This window comes from Sphingobacterium psychroaquaticum (genome assembly GCF_004421025.1).
GTDB classification, from domain to species: domain Bacteria; phylum Bacteroidota; class Bacteroidia; order Sphingobacteriales; family Sphingobacteriaceae; genus Sphingobacterium; species Sphingobacterium psychroaquaticum.
In genome coordinates this window covers 2,100,241-2,117,581 of sequence record NZ_CP038029.1, presented here as the reverse complement: position 1 = coordinate 2,117,581, position 17,341 = coordinate 2,100,241, and the positions used below count along the sequence as shown (strand labels likewise).

The 17,341-nt window shown below is 43.4% G+C and carries 8 protein-coding genes; 3 read left to right on the top strand and 5 right to left on the bottom strand.

Going from position 1 to position 17,341, the window contains the following annotated elements; translation table 11 throughout:
* Positions 1-374: 374 nt before the first annotated feature.
* A complete protein-coding gene (locus E2P86_RS08865; protein ID WP_240775593.1) occupies positions 375-764 on the top strand; it encodes a GNAT family N-acetyltransferase in 390 nt (129 codons plus the stop codon).
* A gap of 352 nt (positions 765-1,116) precedes the next feature.
* Entirely contained in the window at positions 1,117-1,584 is a 468-nt protein-coding gene (locus E2P86_RS08860) for a hypothetical protein (RefSeq protein WP_134432488.1), read from the top strand.
* A gap of 247 nt (positions 1,585-1,831) precedes the next feature.
* Here the strand turns inward: E2P86_RS08860 and E2P86_RS08855 are convergent, their stop codons facing one another.
* The gene (locus tag E2P86_RS08855) at positions 1,832-2,548 is read right to left on the bottom strand and encodes a superoxide dismutase (RefSeq protein ID WP_134432486.1); all 717 of its coding nucleotides are present in this window, start codon (positions 2,546-2,548) and stop codon (positions 1,832-1,834) included.
* A 310-nt stretch (positions 2,549-2,858) separates the two neighbouring features.
* Here E2P86_RS08855 and E2P86_RS08850 point away from each other — a divergent pair, with 310 nt between their 5' ends.
* Complete coding sequence (locus tag E2P86_RS08850) at positions 2,859-3,284, top strand: hypothetical protein (protein WP_134432484.1); 426 nt, start codon at positions 2,859-2,861, stop codon at positions 3,282-3,284.
* Between the two features lie 79 nt (positions 3,285-3,363).
* Here E2P86_RS08850 and E2P86_RS08845 read toward each other — a convergent pair whose 3' ends face one another.
* From E2P86_RS08845 to E2P86_RS08830, 4 genes are all read right to left on the bottom strand, one after another.
* On the bottom strand, positions 3,364-4,041 hold the full coding sequence (locus E2P86_RS08845) for a helix-turn-helix transcriptional regulator (RefSeq protein WP_134432482.1): 678 nt from the start codon (positions 4,039-4,041) through the stop codon (positions 3,364-3,366).
* Between the two features lie 136 nt (positions 4,042-4,177).
* Positions 4,178-6,118, bottom strand: coding sequence for an OmpA family protein (locus tag E2P86_RS08840; RefSeq protein ID WP_240775592.1), 1,941 nt, complete (start codon positions 6,116-6,118; stop codon positions 4,178-4,180).
* Between the two features lie 45 nt (positions 6,119-6,163).
* Positions 6,164-7,168, bottom strand: a complete 1,005-nt coding sequence (locus E2P86_RS08835) for a PorP/SprF family type IX secretion system membrane protein (protein WP_085474581.1) — start codon at positions 7,166-7,168, stop codon at positions 6,164-6,166.
* A gap of 27 nt (positions 7,169-7,195) precedes the next feature.
* Positions 7,196-17,320, bottom strand: a complete 10,125-nt coding sequence (locus tag E2P86_RS08830; RefSeq protein WP_134432478.1) for a gliding motility-associated C-terminal domain-containing protein — start codon at positions 17,318-17,320, stop codon at positions 7,196-7,198.
* Positions 17,321-17,341 lie beyond the last annotated feature (21 nt).

Genomic DNA, 17,341 nt, shown 5'->3' with positions numbered 1-17,341 from the left:
GAGCGAAGTTCGACTCCCTCCGGCTCCACAAACTAAGCTTTTAAAGAGGTAAATATCAATGATTTACCTCTTTTTGTTTTTAATGATCACGCTACAAGTTAGGCAAATAGCTTGTCATATTCCTATAACTAGTATAAATCAATTTTTTATCATTTGTAAAAATTTACATCAAATTCATTTCCGAACTTAGACTCAATATTCATTACGAACATATAATGCATTGAAAGAAGGAGCTCAAACGAATAATTGTAAACAAATAAAATGGACCGTAGCACCTTGGAACGAAGCCGGAATAAAGTTCTATGAATGATTAGGCGCAGAAGAAAACAAGGATTGGTTAAATTACGAATGGAACATCTAAAAACAAGGCACTAATGGAACAGATAACAATAAAGAAAGTATCCCTAAGCGATATCAATCAATTACAAAAAATAGGCAAAGAAACATTCTTTGAAACATTTTCCGAAAGTAATACCGAGGAAAATATGGCGAATTATTTAACAGAAGGGTTTTCTTTCGAAAAGCTCACCGACGAACTGAATAATTCAACCTCTATGTTCTATTTCGCCTTATCCCAAAATGAGGTGATCGGTTACTTAAAAATCAACTTCGGTCAATCCCAAACCGAATTAAAAGATGAGAAAGCCCTGGAAATCGAACGTATTTATGTATTAAAAGAATATCATGGCAAAAATGTCGGACAAGTCCTGTATCAAAAAGCTATGGAGATCGCCAAGGAAAAAAAGCAGACTATGTTTGGCTAGGTGTTTGGGAAGAAAACCCGAGAGCGATCAGCTTTTACAAAAAAAATGGTTTTGTTGAATTTGATAAACACATCTTCAAACTGGGAGATGACGAACAAACCGATATAATGATGAAATTGAAAATGAGGTAAATGAATACCGACTACAAAATGGTATAATAAAAGACCAAGAGTTAATAGAACGAAATAAGCCGTTCCTCGATTTTCCTCACCAGCCAAATAGGAAAATTTAAAATCACGCCAAAAAAAAAAAAAAAAAAAAAAAACTAACACACTGATAATAAAATATTTATTTACAATAACCTAAAATAAATTGCATATTTAAAGATTAGTAATGCAAAATAAAGATAGTAATGGAAAAAAAATTAAGTGTGCAAGAGTTGAAACATGATATTTTAAGAAGATATGGTGGAAGAGTTAACTCCAGTGATTTTGGAATTATTGATCTTTTAATAAGATCACCCCGAGGGGAAAACATTTCCTTTGTACTACAGCACTATTCAAGTGAGGAAATATCCTACAAGATTTTTTTTGCAGATTTTGTATCTTTTCAAATAAGGGATAAAATGTTAACGCAAGAAAAGGACTTTCAAAGAATACAGCCCGATAGTAATTTTGATGGCTTTTTCATTTATAAAATAAATGATACGGGGTACTTAAAATTTTTGAGGGAAGAAATGGATTTACAACTGTATGAAGATATAGACTATGTTGATAGTCAAAAACTACAACAGTTCAGCATTTTTGAACAAAATCTTATAGTAGACGTAATTACAATTTCATTGCCCCAAATCACGTTGATAGAAAATTACAAAAAATAATATAGTAGATTGCGGCACAACGAAGGAATATTTGTTAAACAGACATCCTCCTGTTTTTCACCAACTTTACTAAGAACCATCAAAAATATCTTTAACCAGACCAAATCCTATTTTAAAAGTATACATCAACATTGCACATGACACAACAAAGAATTCTAATTCAAATACACCTTTAATAACTTTATAAAACAAAAAGCCCCGGTACTATATTAGCCACCGGGGTCTTCTTTAGATTCTTGTCGTTAAACTATTTTGCAGAGAAATTACGTTGCACCTGGTCCCAATTCACGATTGACCAAAAAGCAGTGATATAATCTGCACGTTTATTTTGATATTTCAAATAATAAGCATGCTCCCAAACATCGAGGCCCAAAAGAGGGGTTCCCTGTAAAGCGATCCCTTTCATCAATGGGTTATCCTGATTTGCCGTACCACCAACTTTCAATTTACCATTTTCAAGTACTAACCAAGCCCAGCCCGAACCAAATTGTGATGTCGCGACTTTCGTAAACTCTTCTTTAAACTTATCGAAACTTCCAAACTCTTTATCAATGGCTGCAGCTAATGCTCCGGTAGGTTTGTTATCTGCTTTAGGCGCTCTAATCGTTTTCCAAAATAATGCATGATTAAATGAACCGCCAGCATTGTTTCTCAATTTGGCACTATACTTATCTATATTCTTAAACAAGGCGATGTCACTCGTTTCCTTTACATTCTCAGCAACCAGTGCATCATTCGCATTTTTCACATAAGCACCATAATGTCTCTCGTAGTGAATTTGCATCGTCTGTGCATCAATCGCTGGCTCCAGCGCATCAAATGCATAGTTCAACTTTTCCTGTTCAAACTTCAAAGGAGATACATTTACCTCTATTTGATGAGTTTTGATCGGAGCAAACGACACCGTCATCCCCCCCAGAACCATAAAAAAACTAGCTCTTAAAAAAAAACTTTTACTATTCATTTTCCTTCTTTTTAATTAATCTGATGTTTGTCATACGGCTTTATACCTCCACTGATCTTCGTGAATTGTTACAAAACCATTATAAAGATGATGATTATATCTTAATTCTCAAAAGTAATACCATAGATGTATCAAAACGATTACTTGCTTTTTACATTTACCTGATCACAACTTAACAAAATATGAGACACGAGTAAACACAGTCTATCAACTATTACGAAGCCATCATCAATCGCACAAAAGACTACGGTACATTATCTGACACTTTTTAACCATCTTTGTTTCTTTACGAAAACTTCAGCAACACGTCATGAAGACAAGAATAGTTATTGCTACCATTTCAATTGCCTCACTTATATCATCGTGTCATTCTGACAAGAATGATCATACAGTCTCGTATCATGCCATATATAAGCGAGACACTGCACACTTAACATTGACTCGCTATAAAGATACTTTCTATGGAAAATTGAATGTTCACCGCGCTGGAAATATAATCGACTCCGGAGAAGTACAGGGAAAAATAACAAAAGATACACTTACCGGAGACTACTACTACCGACCACACGGCACTTTTAGGAAGAAAAGACGTCCATTAGCGCTACTTGCTTCAGGAGACTCTCTCATACAAGGAAATGGAACAGAAATGGAATATATGGGAATTCCTTATTACGCAGAAGGAAGCATAGACTTTGATAGCACCACTTTCATATACCTAAAATCGAAACTGAGATAGTACAAAAAGCGTCATCAATTTTCGATGACGCCGTATATAGAGTAGTTTATGAGAGTTCATTTATGTATTGCCAAATTAATTAGGCAACTAATTCATCCAGGTCTATACTCGTCTTTTTACGTAAACGCTGTTTAGACTTCTTCACCCCCTCCATAGAAATACCGAGTCTAAGCGCCATTTCTTTATTATTAAGCTTAAACTTCATCAGCGATAGTAACCGAAGTTCGCATTGTGTGAGATCTGGATATCGCTCAGTAAGCACCGGATAGAAATCGGGATAGATCTCGTTAAACCATTTTTTGAAAATCACCCACTTATCATCAGCTCGTAAATTCATTTGCAACATATGTTGTTTCCTCTTTTCCTGCTGGTCCTGAAAGTCGTAGTCAAATTCTATACGAAGCTTATCGTTTCCTTGTGGCAAATAGCTAGACCATCCGTTTCCAGTGAATTCATCTTCTCTCCCCACAAAAGAGGCCCGATCCACACCGTTTCGTTGCCCTGATTTACCACTTCTAAATAAAAACCATAGTAATACAATGAGCGAAATGTTACTGACAAAGAGCATCATAATAGCATAACCCTGTATTCGAAGTACATCCATATCATGCAAGGCAAGAAATTGTTCTTTTGGTAACAAATGAACACCCCCCTCACTACTGACATCGGTCAATGTGGCGAATCCCTTGTTTCCCCACTCTTGATATTGCTGGCCAATTCTATTTAGCAATTCCCCTAGGCTATCGTACACTTTCATAGGCATCACACTTAGGTTTGAGCGTTGGAAACACCGTCTTTACGTATATTTCCAAGAACTCTACTCCAATTTAAAAACAAAATATTATTACAAAAAACTATCATTTTAAAAAATGTAGATAACAAGCTACACCCTATTAATACTCTAAAATTTCAATCTCCGTCCTCCGGTTAGCTTGATGTTCTGCAGCAGAACAAGAAACACCGTTTGAACAGTGATTAACCAATCTTTTCTCTCCATATCCTTTGGCTTTCAGCCTATTTCGATCTATTCCTTGGCTCACTAAATAATCCACCGCACTTTGTGCTCTTTTTTGAGAAAGAGACTCATTGTAACGGTCACTGCCTCTACTGTCGGTATGACTGGATAGCTCAATACGCAATGTAGGGTTATCCCGCAATGTCCGAACAAGACCATTTAGTATAATCGATGCGTCCTTTCGGATGTTATATTTATCAAAATCGTAGTAGATATTTTCTAACACAAATTTATCTCCGGGTTTAGACACTGGCTGTAAACGCAATACGACCGAAAGCGTGGTATCCTTAATGGGATGTACTGCATCAACCAAAACCATATCCTCATGAAACCCTGTCTTCTCCGCCCGAATACTATAACTCTTATCAGCGCTTATATCAAAAGCAAATGCCCCTCGATCATCTGACAGCTTACGCGAAACCAACGTATTGTCTTTATCAAAAAGATACACCGCTGCTTCAGGTAGTAGGGCGTTGGTGTTCTTATTTACCGTTGTCCCGACCAGGCGAATATTCACAGGTGTAGGTACATCATTGAATGAATAGATATCATCTCCACCTGCCCCACCTAAACGGTTAGACGACAAATAACCTGAACGCGTAGTCCCCTTACTTTTTATGACAACAAAACTGAAGTCGTCTGATGCGGTGTTAATTGGATACTTAAGATTTTGTCGTCCCACAAATTGATTTCCTTTACCGGTTGCAACATACACATCCAGACCTCCCATCCCAGCAAATCCATTACTTGAATAATACAATTTATCACCGTGTATCGTAGGAAAAAGCTCATCTCCGACAGAGTTTACAGCGCTTCCCAGATTCTGCGGAGTACCCCATTTACCATCATTCTCCAAAAAACTACACCATATGTCAACTCCTCCTATACCACCAGGCATATCCGAAGCAAAATAGAGCACACGTCCATCGCTACTCAAGCTCGCATGTCCTACAGAGTATTTTTTCACATCGTTGTAAGCAAAAGGTTCCACCGTCCAGTCGTCTCCATCTTTAGTATAGATCATCAGCTCTAGGTTATGCTTCTTAAACTTCAGACCGTCCTTACGAAAGCGCTCGACATCTTTACCTGGATACGTTCGTGTTACATATAACACCTCGCCCGAAGCTGTCGATGCAACAGGGCCAATATGGTAAGCAGCATTATTTACAGCTCCTGAAAGAAGGTTATCGGCTTGTAAGGCCAAAGTTTCCGCCGTTGTATTGGCTGACGCCAACCTAAGAAATGCATTCCCCGTCATCCCGCTCACCTTCATGTTATTATCCATTGGTTCTGTCGCGTAAAGCACTTGATTACCTTTCCACGGATATGCGGCAAACTGAGATAATGGGGTATTTATACTCCGTTCATTTCGGATATCTATTTTTTGGGGAGCTGCAATCCATCGAACGGCCGAATCTGCACCAGCAATCTCCAACGCAAGTTGATCAGAAGCACCATACTTAGTACGGTACGCTTCAAATTGCTTTTTCGCGGCATCGTACTTTCCATTCTGCTTTAGAGCTTGTGCATAATTCCAATGGGTCTCCGGTAGGTATCCCTCTTGCTGCATAGCACGAGCGTACCAATTTTCCGCCTGCTCATAGGCATTAATCTGCTGATAACACGCCGCGATATGCTCGAGATCCTGCGTCCTAACTTTCTTTTTATCGACAAGCTTTTCATATAATGTTGCCGCGCGAGCATATTCTCCCAATGTAAAATACTGATAGGCTCTTGACCTTATATCCGGTTGCTCTTGTGCGTAATGACGAGTCGATACTAGCACTAATAACAACAGGAGAAGTATTTCCCTTTTCATAAAAAGTATATTTTTCATAACGTCATTAATTTTAGGGCTATACAATTAAAAATATCTTGGACTTAACAATTTCACGACGGATTTTCCAAACGTTACTCCGAGGGTCACCTCATGACTACCATTTTGATTTCCGCTCATTTTATTCAACATCGCATCATACGAATAGCCAATCCTAAAACGTGGTGAGATATAAAACTGCGCTATAGCAACAACCGCATTTCGGGAACTTAACTTGGCAGCAGATTGATCCACATATTCACGATTAAAGATGCGGCTTCGTGTGCGATAGCCCCCGCCAATCCAAAACTTATTTTGGAATATAAACATTGCATTAACGTCCAATGATGTAGGACCTTTAAAATCGTCTTTAACCAATAAGCTTGGGCGTAACGCTAAACCTGGCGAAAGATTAAATATTGCACCAGCAATAAAATAACCGTTTATCTTACGATACAAACTTTCCGTAGCTAGGTTATCAAACACAAAATCTTCATTATCATTACTTCCTGCAAAGAAATCTTGTACCGATACGCCCGCATACCAATTGGCATTGTAATAGTAGACTCCCAACCTAATATCTGGCTTCCATTTGGATATTTTTCCGTCCGGTAGATTTGGATCATTCGGATTATTTGGATCTAACATCGTACCATCTAGTGCGTATGTTGTCATCCCTCCTGCTATACCCAAACTTAGTCGCTGCGTATCCTCATCATCCAGTTGCAACCGCAAAGCATAGTTAGCATAAATTGATGTAGCGCTCTGTGCCCCAAGCTTGTCACCGGTAACTTGTAACCCCACACCATGCCTCCGATTTACAGGGTCAAGTACACCATCCACAGACACCGAGCCCGTTTTGGGCGCTCCCTTCCATCCTGTCCATTGACTCCGCAAAGCTAACTGTCCGAACCACTCTTCTTTATACCCTGCGTAGGCCGGATTAACGCTGAGACTATTAAAAATATACTGCGAAAACTGGATATTCTGCTGGGCGTAACCTTTGGTTACGACCAGCATTAATAACATCCCTATCTTAAAAAGCGTCTTCATGATTCTCAATTTTAATTGATTTCGATTTTATTTTTTAATCATTACCCAGCCTTTGTACGGCGTTCTTACTCCCCGATCTATAGTATGGATGATATAGTAATATGTACCATTATTCAATCCTTCACCACTCCAATCATTTCGGTAATTATCATTTCTATAAACTTCATTACCCCAGCGATTTATAATGATTACTTCTACACGATCCAACAGTTCAATTCCAATTATTTCAAAATTATCATTTGTACCATCTCCATTTGGAGTAAACACATTTGGTATTTTAAAATTATCAACTGGAACAACCTTCACTGTCACTGCATCGGTGCCTTTAACTTCTGTACCTTGTGGAGTCTTCGCCGTTACATTTACCACATTCTCAATAGTCGATTTATTCCGCAGATCATCTACAGTAACCTTGTAAACCGTGGTGATCGTCGTTGACTCACCTGGAGCCAATTTCTCAATCGTTCTGTTCAAGTTTGTCAATGGATCAACAACAACTACATTTATTAGCGGTTGATTTCCATCATTTCTGACTAAAATGGTGTAAGAGATTTCGGCATCAAGTTCACCCACTTGGGTAACATCGGCTGTTTTCTCCACAACAAGTTTATTGATATACTTGATCGGAATAACCACCTCAGGGCTTGCTCCTTTGACTGGTACCTCTTGTTTATCGCGTCCCTCTACTCGTGCAATATTCTTCACTGTACCTTTGTCAAAATCAGCTTGTGTAACCTTGTAAGTAAGATTAATAACCACCTCTTCCTTCGGTGCTAAAGTTGCCAGTGTTCTTGACCAGTCACTGAACAGAATGTCTGTTACAACGACATTGTACAACATGGTGTTACCTGTGTTTTTCACTTTCAAGGTATACTTAACTTCTTCGCCGACTTGAACAATCTCTGCCCGATCTGCTATTTTTTCAATACTTACGCTTGGCAGTGCACAGATGTTAACGATCGTAGCACCATCCGTGTTTACACTACTTCCAGACAAGTCACTTACTTGTACCCCTGCAGGTGTAGAACCACGTACTGTAGCTTGGTTACTTACCCGTCCAGCATCGATATCAGCCTGCTTAATGGTATACTCTGCGGTGTAGTTCCAAACCTCACCCACATCCAATTGACCATTGTTATTGGTATCACCACCAGTCAAAATTGGAGTCGTAAGTCCCACCAACGGATCATTTAATGTAATGTTACGTAGCGTGACATTTCCACCATTGCTGACCGCAAAACGATACGGTATCTTGTCTCCAACTTTAAGTTCGTAGCATCCTCTTTCACCGGTGCTAGGAAGTGCATGGTTTTTAACCACACGTATCGCACCACTTTGACTAATACTGGTTTCTACAGCATCCGTCACTGGAACCTCAACTTCGTGCGTAGTAACCGAAACGGTATTGATGACATTCTTACCATTATCCACACGTCCCTGATCCACCATGTAAGTAAATTGGTAAGTCCAGGTCTCTTGTGCTTCTAAAATACCATTGGCAACACCGGATTCTACTGGAGATCCAATTGCGGTAATGGACATATCAGGCGCATTTTCTTGTTTCAGAATATCGACCACATTTACTTGGGTAAGATCATACGTACCTGTATTAGTAACCTTAATCTTATAAGTCAATAACTTCGGTCCTGTAACTGCTGTCTGATCAACTTCTTTTTCTACAGCGATACCGATCGACTTAACAATAATTTGTACTGGGATAATTCGACTTGTACATCCAGTTTCGTTATTTGTTTGCGATACATACGCGGTGAATACTCCAATAACATCTGTTCTTACTGACGCATTAAGAGATCTTGGACTGGTTCCGTTCATATCAGTGTACCATGTCAAAGTATGATTCGGAAGAGCCACAACATCATATGCTATTTCCGGACCACCACTAAATGTCGTTATAGTTTCTACGACCGGTGGCTCTGGTAAGGCATTGACCTTAACGGCTGCAGCACTAGAAGTACTAATAGTACCACACTCTCCGGTAACGACCACATAATAATACCGTGTGCCGACTGTTGTTGTGGTTGGCAAATACGTATCTGACGTCGCACCTGGTATAAGTGTACCGCCTGTCGTTGCATTTGTGCTATTACTATACCATTGGTACGTAAGTTCGCCTGTACCATCAGCAACCACCGACAAGACAGTAGCACCTCCACCTTCGCAATAGGTAGACCCTACCGGCGAAGACACCACTGTTGTCGGCTTATTCACTGTTATGGTCGCAATCGCTGAACGAACGTCTGCACCACAATCCCCATGAACGAGTACATAATAGTATTGTGTACCAACAACTGCAGTTGAAGGAATATAAGTTGCACTAGTCGCCCCAGTAATCAACGTACCACCTGTGGTGCTGTTGATCGTGTTACTGTACCATTGGTAGGTAAGTGTACCGGTGCCCTCGGCTACAACAGAAAGTGCCGTAGCAGCTACATCCTTACAGTAAGTAGCATCTTCTGGCGATGTGGTAATAACTGTAGGTTGGTTAACCACAATGCTGACAACAGCGGAGGTGACATCAGCCCCACAATCACTGCCCACTACCACGTAGTAATATTGGGTGCCAACCGTAGCCGATGATGGCGTGTAGGTCGCATTGGTAGCTCCCGTGATCAACGTACCACCTGTGGTGCTGTTGATGGTGTTGCTGTACCACTGGTAGCTAAGCTCGCCTGTACCATTGGCCACAACGCTCAATGGAAGAACCTCTGTATTCTGGCAATAGATACCACCCTCTGGTGATGTTGTAATAACTGTAGGTTGGTTAACCACAATGCTGACAACAGCGGAGGTTACATCAGCCCCACAATCACTGCCCACTACCACGTAGTAATATTGGGTACCAACCGTAGCCGATGATGGCGTGAAGGTCGCATTGGTAGCGCCCGTGATCAACGTACCACCTGTGGTGCTGTTGATCGTATTGCTGTACCACTGGTAGGTAAGCTCGCCTGTACCATTGGCTACAACGCTCAATGGAAGAACCTCTGTATTCTGGCAATAGATACCACCCTCTGGTGATGTGGTAATAACTGTAGGTTGGTTAACCACAATGCTGACAACAGCGGAGGTGACATCAGCCCCACAATCGCTGCCCACTACCACGTAGTAATATTGGGTACCAACCGTAGCCGATGATGGCGTGTAAGAAGAAGCCGTCGCTCCCGTGATCAACGTACCACCTGTGGTGCTGTTGATCGTATTGCTGTACCATTGGTAGCTAAGCTCGCCTGTACCATTGGCCACAACGCTCAATGGAAGAACCTCTGTATTCTGGCAATAGGTACCACCCTCTGGCGATGTGGTAATAACTGTAGGTTGGTTAACCACAATGCTGACAACAGCGGAGGTGACATCAGCACCACAATCACTGCCCACTACCACGTAGTAATATTGGGTACCAACCGTAGCCGATGATGGCGTGTAAGAAGAAGCCGTAGCGCCCGTGATCAACGTACCACCTGTGGTGCTGTTGATGGTGTTGCTGTACCACTGGTAGCTAAGCTCGCCTGTACCATTGGCCACAACACTCAATGGAAGAACCTCTGTATTCTGGCAATAGGTACCACCCTCTGGTGATGTGGTAATAACCGTAGGTTGGTTAACCACAATGCTGACAACAGCGGAGGTGACATCAGCACCACAATCACTGCCCACTACCACGTAGTAATATTGGGTACCAACCGTAGCCGATGATGGCGTGTAAGAAGAAGCCGTCGCTCCCGTGATCAACGTACCACCTGTGGTGCTGTTGATCGTATTGCTGTACCATTGGTAGCTAAGCTCGCCCGTACCATTGGCCACAACGCTCAATGGAAGAACCTCTGTATTCTGGCAATAGATACCACCCTCTGGTGATGTGGTAATAACTGTAGGTTGGTTAACCACAATGCTGACAACAGCGGAGGTGACATCAGCCCCACAATCACTGCCCACTACCACGTAGTAATATTGGGTACCAACTGTAGTCGATGATGGCGTATAGGTCGCATTGGTCGCACCCGTGATCAACGTACCACCTGTGGTGCTGTTGATCGTATTGCTGTACCACTGGTAGCTAAGCTCGCCTGTACCATTGGCCACAACACTCAATGGAAGAACCTCTGTATTCTGGCAATAGATACCACCCTCTGGTGATGTGGTAATAACTGTAGGTTGGTTAACCACAATGCTGACAACAGCGGAGGTGACATCAGCCCCACAATCACTGCCCACTACCACGTAGTAATATTGGGTACCAACCGTAGCCGATGATGGCGTGTAGGTCGCATTGGTAGCGCCCGCGATCAACGTACCGCCTGTGGTGCTGTTGAGCGTATTGCTGTACCATTGGTAGCTAAGCGTACCGGTGCCCTCGGCGACAACAGAAAGTGCCGTAGCAACTGCATCCTTACAGTAGGTAGCACCCACTGGGGAAGTCGTAACCGCAGTCGGTTTGTTGATGATGATCGCAGCAACAGCTGATGTTGCATCTGCACCACATGAACCTTTCACCACGACATAGTAATACTGCGTACCAACCGTAGCCGATGATGGCGTGTAAGAAGAAGCCGTAGCTCCCGTGATCAACGTACCACCTGTGGTGCTGTTGATCGTATTGCTGTACCATTGGTAGCTAAGCGTACCGGTGCCCTCGGCGACAACAGAAAGTGCCGTAGCAACTGCATCCTTACAGTACGTAGCACCCACTGGGGAAGTCGTAACCGCAGTCGGTTTGTTGATGATGATCGCAGCAACTGCTGACGTTGCATCTGCACCACAGGAACCTTTCACCACGACATAGTAATACTGTGTACCAACCGTAGTCGTAACCGGTGTATAGGTCGCATTGGTCGCCCCGGTGATCAACGTACCACCTGTGGTGCTGTTGAGCGTATTGCTGTACCATTGGTAGGTAAGCGTACCGGTGCCCTCGGCGACAACAGAAAGTGCCGTAGCAACTGCATCCTTACAGTACGTAGCACCCACTGGGGAAGTCGTAACCGCAGTCGGTTTGTTGATGATGATCGCAGCAACAGCTGACGTTGCATCTGCGCCACATGAACCTTTCACCACGACATAGTAATACTGCGTACCAACCGTAGTCGTAACCGGTGTATAGGTCGCATTGGTCGCACCCGTGATCAACGTACCACCTGTGGTGCTGTTGAGCGTATTGCTGTACCATTGGTAGGTAAGCGTACCGGTGCCCTCGGCGACAACAGAAAGTGCCGTAGCAACTGCATCCTTACAGTAGGTAGCACCCACTGGGGAAGTCGTAACCGCAGTCGGTTTATTGATGATGATCGCAGCAACTGCTGACGTTGCATCTGCTCCGCATGAACCTTTCACCACGACATAGTAATACTGTGTACCAACCGTAGTCGTAACCGGTGTATAGGTCGCATTGGTCGCACCCGTGATCAACGTACCACCTGTGGTGCTGTTGAGCGTATTGCTGTACCATTGGTAGGTAAGCGTACCGGTGCCCTCGGCGACAACAGAAAGTGCCGTAGCAACTGCATCCTTACAGTACGTAGCACCCACTGGGGAAGTCGTAACCGCAGTCGGTTTATTGATGATGATCGCAGCAACTGCTGACGTTGCATCTGCGCCACATGAACCTTTAACCACGACATAGTAATACTGCGTACCAACCGTAGTCGTAACCGGTGTATAGGTCGCATTGGTCGCACCCGTGATCAACGTACCACCTGTCGTGCTGTTGATCGTGTTGCTGTACCATTGGTAGGTAAGCGTACCGGTGCCCTCGGCGACAACAGAAAGTGCCGTAGCAACTGCATCCTTACAGTAGGTAGCACCCACTGGGGAAGTCGTAACCGCAGTCGGTTTATTGATGATGATCGCAGCAACAGCTGACGTTGCATCTGCTCCGCATGAACCTTTCACCACGACATAGTAATACTGTGTACCAACCGTAGTCGCAACCGGTGTATAGGTCGCATTGGTCGCACCCGTGATCAACGTACCACCTGTGGTGCTGTTGAGCGTATTGCTGTACCATTGGTAGCTAAGCGTACCGGTGCCCTCGGCGACAACAGAAAGTGCCGTAGCAACTGCATCCTTACAGTAGGTAGCTCCCACTGGGGAAGTCGTAACCGCAGTCGGTTTATTGATGATGATCGCAGCAACAGCTGACGTTGCATCTGCACCACATGAACCTTTAACCACGACATAGTAATACTGCGTACCAACCGTAGTCGTAACCGGTGTATAGGTCGCATTGGTCGCTCCCGTGATCAACGTACCACCTGTCGTACTGTTGAGCGTATTGCTGTACCATTGGTAGGTAAGCGTACCGGTGCCCTCGGCGACAACAGAAAGTGCCGTAGCAACTGCATCCTTACAGTACGTAGCACCCACTGGGGAAGTCGTAACCGCAGTCGGTTTATTGATGATGATCGCAGCAACTGCTGACGTTGCATCTGCACCACAGGAACCTTTAACCACGACATAGTAATACTGCGTACCAACCGTAGTCGTAACCGGTGTATAGCTCGCATTGGTCGCCCCGGTGATCAACGTACCACCTGTCGTGCTGTTGATCGTGTTGCTGTACCATTGGTAGGTAAGCGTACCGGTGCCCTCGGCGACAACAGAAAGTGCCGTAGCAACTGCATCCTTACAGTACGTAGCACCCACTGGGGAAGTCGTAACCGCAGTCGGTTTATTGATGATGATCGCAGCAACTGCTGACGTTGCATCTGCACCACAGGAACCTTTAACCACGACATAGTAATACTGCGTACCAACCGTAGTCGTAACCGGTGTATAGCTCGCATTGGTCGCCCCGGTGATCAACGTACCACCTGTCGTGCTGTTGATCGTGTTGCTGTACCATTGGTAGGTAAGCGTACCGGTGCCCTCGGCGACAACAGAAAGTGCAGTAGCAACTGCATCCTTACAGTAGGTAGCACCCACTGGGGAAGTCGTAACCGCAGTCGGTTTATTGATGATGATCGCAGCAACTGCTGACGTTGCATCTGCGCCACATGAACCTTTAACCACGACATAGTAATACTGCGTACCAACCGTAGTCGTAACCGGTGTATAGCTCGCATTGGTCGCGCCCGTGATCAACGTACCACCTGTCGTGCTGTTGAGCGTGTTGCTGTACCATTGGTAGGTAAGCGTACCGGTGCCCTCGGCGACAACAGAAAGTGCCGTAGCAACTGCATCCTTACAGTAGGTAGCTCCCACTGGGGAAGTCGTAACAGTAGTTAATTTATTAACTGTAATTGTACCCACCGCGGAGGTTATTGCACATCTACCATTCGCAATAGTTACACGAACCTTAGTTCCGTTAAGGGATAGTGGCACATTCGTAATATTTAAAGTCGCACCATTAGACGTTAAGGCCGTATTATTAATTGCTTGCCAAACACCACCAACTTCCATTTCCCACGTATAGGTGAAAGCCGGAAGCGTATTTCCAACCACCACAGTCATGCTGCCATTTGTATTTTGACAGAGAGTTACGTTTTGAAGATCTGTTGTTATAGTAGGCGTAGCTAAAACCTGAACCGTAATGGCAACAGGGTCACTCTGACAAATTGCTGTACCTTGTGTTACATAGTAAGTGAAAGTGCCTGCTGTGCTCGTCGGCGGTGTAATCGCATTCAGCGCTGAACCCACCGGTTTACCATTTCCGTCAATCGCCGTGTAATAATACAAATTATACCCAGCAACAGTCGCAGTGGCAGTCAATGGCACCGCAGTTTCACCCACACAATACACTATCGGAGTGCTACTCACCGTTGGAAGGTCTGTAATATCTGTTACTTTAATTTTAAACTCGTAGTAACAACCTTCCGCTCCTGCTGGTTTTGCATAGAATACAAGATTTGGATCATTCAATGGAAATGGCGTCGACTCATTATACTCCGTTCCGGTACCATTCGCATTACTGTAAAAACGCGTTCCTGCCGGAAAAGCACTCCTTACTTGCGCCAATATTACCGCGTTACTAGTAGCTTCACAAAAAACAAAGTCTAATATCTGATATTGATAATTTTGACAGTGATTACCCACGTTGATCTGTACCGCGATTGGGTCGCGAATAGGTTCGCCTTGACAAGCACCTTCAGACTGGAAGCCGGAAATAAATTCCCCGCTGCCTCCTAATGTTGTCCCTGTTACGGCACCAACTCCCGTCACTAATCCATCCACTGCAACAGTAGGTGTACAGTTTGGATTTGCTAACAAGAAACAATCTTCGGTAACCTTAAACTTGTACGTTAATGTTGCTAATACGGTCTCTGGATTGGCAGGTAGTGGTAAACTACCAATGTTCCACACAATGGAACCTAATGCACCATTAAGTGGATCAAATGCAGGTGCAGCTGCAGGTGTGACACCTGGACCCGGTGTTCCCACCAAACTACCACTTACAAAAGAAGCGGTATAAGGAACAGGAATGGTAACCTTCGCATTACTAACCCCCTCAGTTCCCCTATTTTTAATTTGAAGTTTATACTCTATAATATCTCCAGGTTGAACAGTTGGTGTACCACTTGATGGAGATCCATTGACACTTACAATTGTATTTAAAGGCTCTACCTCCGGAACATAGGCATCCACACCAAATACGATATTGTAAATAATATAAGTATCCAATGTACTACCATATTGCAAGGTGGTACTGGTTGCATTATTCTGTATGATCTGTTTCGTCGCATTCGGAATCTCAAACATCGCAATATCCAAACCTGAATTATTTAATAGGTTAGGATTTCGTGCGTTTCCTCCGGTTTGCACCGACGAATTGAAAAAGTTAGGGGTACCTCCACTTGGCGGGTTGCCAACATGCTGTAGGGGTACCCAGGCTGTGTTCGCCGCATTCCGGATATTTAAGAAATCTCCATCATAATTTCGATCACCTTCACCTGCCATCACCCCAAGTTTAACTTTGACATCTCCGGCCTGAGTAGCATGAAAGCCGCTAATCGGTAATTCATGGGTCGCAACTCCGTTGACGACATAAGCATATCCATCGAATACCGTTATATCGCGCCACTTCATCTTGGAGTTACCATAAACAACAACCATTCCCCAACCGCCATAATATCCGACACCATCACCTTCACCTTCGGTTGACGACACGTTTGCTACGGTATAACTACCGATGCCATATTGTTTAACATAGCTTGTTACATCCTTGTATGCAGCATACATATTATTATCGCCAGGATATTGTATGTCAGAAGCATTTGCGGTTAAGTCGGTATAAGTGGGAGCCCCTGGCCCTTTAATCTTTACTTTAGTCTTATCCAGTGTTGTTGTTACATTTTGGGTTGTTATAAACGTTCCATTCAATGTAACTGATGCAGAGTTTGTAGGGCTCGTTTGATAGTCGCCAGTACTACCGCTTGCGCTGATATTCCGCCGGATACTATTGATCGTAACAGAAGTTCCGCCTGAAGTAATGGTGTAGGTGCCAGTCGGCGTAAAAATGCCAGTCGATGAATTGTAGGATCCAGGAAGCGACTGAAATGAACCTCCATTAATACTGACCGTCCCCCGTAGTGTATTGCCACTAGCTGAATTATTATTGATACGAATTACATGTGTTTCTGTACCTACGACAAAGGTGTATTCGGGATAACGATCGTTGTTGCCTCCCAAACGAGCAATCGACAAAGCGGCATTGGTATAGGTCACCGAGTTATGAGACCATGTCGCGTTTTGATTTGTCAAGTTATTTGTAACGGGCTGAGAGGTTGTCACAGAGGTCGTATTACCTCCAGAAACGCGGCCACTCCAATATAACCCGGCGAATACAATCTCCGAACAATTCGGATCTGAACCGTTTTCAGTCGATAGAACTAAACTCGCCGAAGAGGAGTTTACCGTACTGGGATCCGTATCAACATCGGCATAAACCATCATGTTACCACCATTCGTGGTATTGTCCCCATAAGTCTGAAGCCGTAAGCTGAGGTTTCCCAACATGGTAAAGTCACCCTTTAGATTATAAATGGTTTTATTACCCGCTTCGACCGAGGTACGAGGTGTAAATGCTTTTCGAACCTGCGCCACTCCAGATATACTGAACAGCAACAAGATAAAGAGTAAGAAGTAATTGACAAGATTCTTGCTTTTACTTTCTTTTGCTTGATATATAAAAGTTTTCATAATTTTTGCCCTTTAGAAAGT